This window comes from Streptomyces ossamyceticus (assembly GCF_001418475.1).
In the GTDB taxonomy this organism is placed as follows: domain Bacteria; phylum Actinomycetota; class Actinomycetes; order Streptomycetales; family Streptomycetaceae; genus Streptomyces; species Streptomyces ossamyceticus.
This window is the reverse complement of the sequence record NZ_LIQX01000368.1, coordinates 1-2,428: the sequence shown is the minus strand read 5'-3', so window position 1 is coordinate 2,428 and position 2,428 is coordinate 1. Positions and strand designations below refer to the sequence as shown.

Annotated in this window: 2 protein-coding genes and 1 pseudogene; 1 reads left to right on the top strand and 2 read right to left on the bottom strand. The window is 71.9% G+C overall.

Annotated features, from left to right (window positions below; translation table 11 throughout):
• Positions 1-77 precede the first annotated feature (77 nt).
• Positions 78-1,349 carry a DUF418 domain-containing protein gene (locus tag AOK15_RS25665; RefSeq protein ID WP_079058700.1) on the top strand — a complete coding sequence of 424 codons (1,272 nt, stop codon included), beginning with the start codon at positions 78-80 and terminating at the stop codon, positions 1,347-1,349.
• Positions 1,350-1,436: 87 nt separating this feature from the next.
• Here AOK15_RS25665 and AOK15_RS25660 read toward each other — a convergent pair whose 3' ends face one another.
• Both AOK15_RS25660 and AOK15_RS25655 read right to left on the bottom strand, forming a co-directional pair.
• A complete protein-coding gene (locus AOK15_RS25660; protein WP_055520724.1) occupies positions 1,437-2,003 on the bottom strand; it encodes a DUF4291 domain-containing protein in 567 nt (188 codons plus the stop codon).
• Between the two features lie 99 nt (positions 2,004-2,102).
• Positions 2,103-2,428: pseudogene (locus tag AOK15_RS25655) on the bottom strand (hypothetical protein); the annotation flags it as partial.

Sequence of the window (2,428 nt, the reverse complement as noted above, 5' to 3'; positions counted from 1 at the left end):
CACCCACCGGTCGGCAGGGGCGATCCCGAAGCCTGCCGGATGGTCCGCCCTGCGGCCGCCCCGCGAGGGTCTGACGTATGACACAGACACAGCCACCGCAGGAGACGCCGATTCCGCGGGAGGACGCACCTCCCCAGCACCGGCCCTCCTCCCCCGAGTCCGCCGTACCGGCCCCGGCCGGCCCTTCGACGGGACGCCTCGTCGGGGTGGACCTGGCCCGTGCGCTGGCGGTGTTCGGCATGTACGTCGTGCACATCGGGCCCCCGCTGTCGGCCACGCACGGCCCGGCCAGCTGGATCCGGTACATGGCGGACGGCCACTCCTCGGTCCTCTTCGCCACCCTCGCCGGATTCTCCCTGATGCTGCTCGCCGGCCGCCGTGAGCCGAAGACCGGCCTGGCCGGCCGGCAGGCGAAGGCCCGCATCGCGATCCGCGCCGTGATCCTGCTGGCCCTGGGCACCGCCATGGCCGTGGAGTACGGGGGCGTGATCATCCTCGGCTTCTACGGGGTCTACTTCCTCCTCGCCCTGCCCCTGGTGCGACTGAGCGCCAAGGCCCTCGCCCTCGTCGCGGCCGCGTTCGCCCTGGTCACGCCGCAACTGGCGTTCGTCCTGACCTCGCTGCTGAGTCCTTCGGTCCAGGAGAGCATCAACACCTACGACCCGCTCCGCCGACTCAGCGAGGTCGGCGCCCTCGATCTGCTGCTCACCGGCTTCTACCCGGCGCTCACGTGGATGTCGTTCGTGATCGCGGGCATGGCACTGGGCCGTCTCGACCTGTCCTCCGGCACTGTCCGGCGGCGCCTGGCCGCGCTCGGTGCCGCCCTCACCGCGGCCGCCTACGGCATGTCCCTGCTGCTGGCCGGCCCGGGCGCGCTGCGGAGCCTCGCGGAGGACGGGTCGTCGTCCGGCGGCTCCGGTTCGATGCCACTCGACAGCGCTTCGATGCCGTCCGGCGGCGGCTCGTTCCCCGACATGTCGGCGTCGATGCTCCTGACCGCCGGGCCGCACAGCGGCACCACGTTCGACATCATCGGCAGCGTGGGCGTCGCGATCCTCGTGATCGTGGGCGCGACGGTGGCGATGGACCGGCTGCCGCGGCTGCGCCGTCTGGCGAAACCGGTCATCGCTGTCGGCACCATGTCCCTGACCGCCTACGTCGGCCACTTCCTCGCCCAGTCCGCGCTGGCCGTGCCCGCGGGGACCGGCACCCAGACGTCCTGGTTGCCGCTGCTCGCGTTCGTCCTCGGAGCCACCGTGTTCGCGGCCGTCTGGTCCCACTTCTTCCGGCGAGGCCCCCTGGAGTACCTGCTCAACGCCGCAACCAAACCGGCGAAACGCATCCGATGACACCCGGCCGGGGTGGGACGCCTCCACGTCCCACCCCGGCCAGAAACGCGGCCCGCCCCTTCGTCTTCGTCGAGGTCACCGGTTATGTCATGCCCCCGGCGACAGAAGGTTCGCCAGCTCCTGAGGGAGCGGGTGCGGCCGCTCCGCGGGAATCAGCCGCTGCGCCCGGGCGGCGTGGCCGGTCCGGGTCAGGGCCGCCGCCCTGCGGACCTGGGGGGTGAGGTCGGTGAGGCCGACGATCCAGTCGTCCGTGAAGGCGCGGATCAGATCGCGGCCGATGCCGACCTGGATGCTGTAGTGGTTCAACGCGGCTCCACGCAGCGAGCGTTCCGGGTCCCACTGGACATGCACGGCAGCCCGGGCCACGGCTGCCGGATCCGCGGTCGTGAGCACGGCCCGCGACAGGGCCTCCTCCCAGCCCTGGCGGGTCATTCGCACAGCGAGCACGCGCTCCTGACCGGGTTTGCGGGCCCAGTTGCTGCGATGCATGAGCCACAGGAACGACGGCTTGATCCACGTCATTCTGTGGAACGAGAACGGCGTGACGAAGCGGCCCGCTCGTAGCGCCGCGTCGGCTATCGCAGGCGCGTACGCCTGGTAGACCACGATCGTGTCGGCGTCGTGGTCCGCGCGGACCTGGTACTGGGGTGCCATGCGCCGCACCCTGCCATCCGGTAGGCGCGTGCCGCGAAGGAATTTCCCCGCGCCCGGCTGTCGGCGGCTCCGGCACGGTCAGGTCAGGTCAGGTCAGNNCAGCCGGGCGGCCCACTCGCGTTCGGCTGCGGCGAGGGAGTGTTCCAGTGTCGCGACGAGCGCCGTCCGGCTCATCGACACCCCCCTCGGGCCGCACCGGGCCTCGGTGCCACGAGCCTGGCCGCCTCCGTCCCGTACCCGACAGGCCAGGTGCACCTGGTCTCCGTCAGGGAACGCGAACGCCGTCACCTGGTCCGTGCACTCGCCCCACTCCAGGAACTCCCACCGCGCGAGCTCCTCCCCCGCCTCCGCGTCCGCCCCGGAGCGGATCCCGGTACCGGAGTCGCCGTAGACCCAGGCCTCGGCGATACGGAAGGACTCCTCCG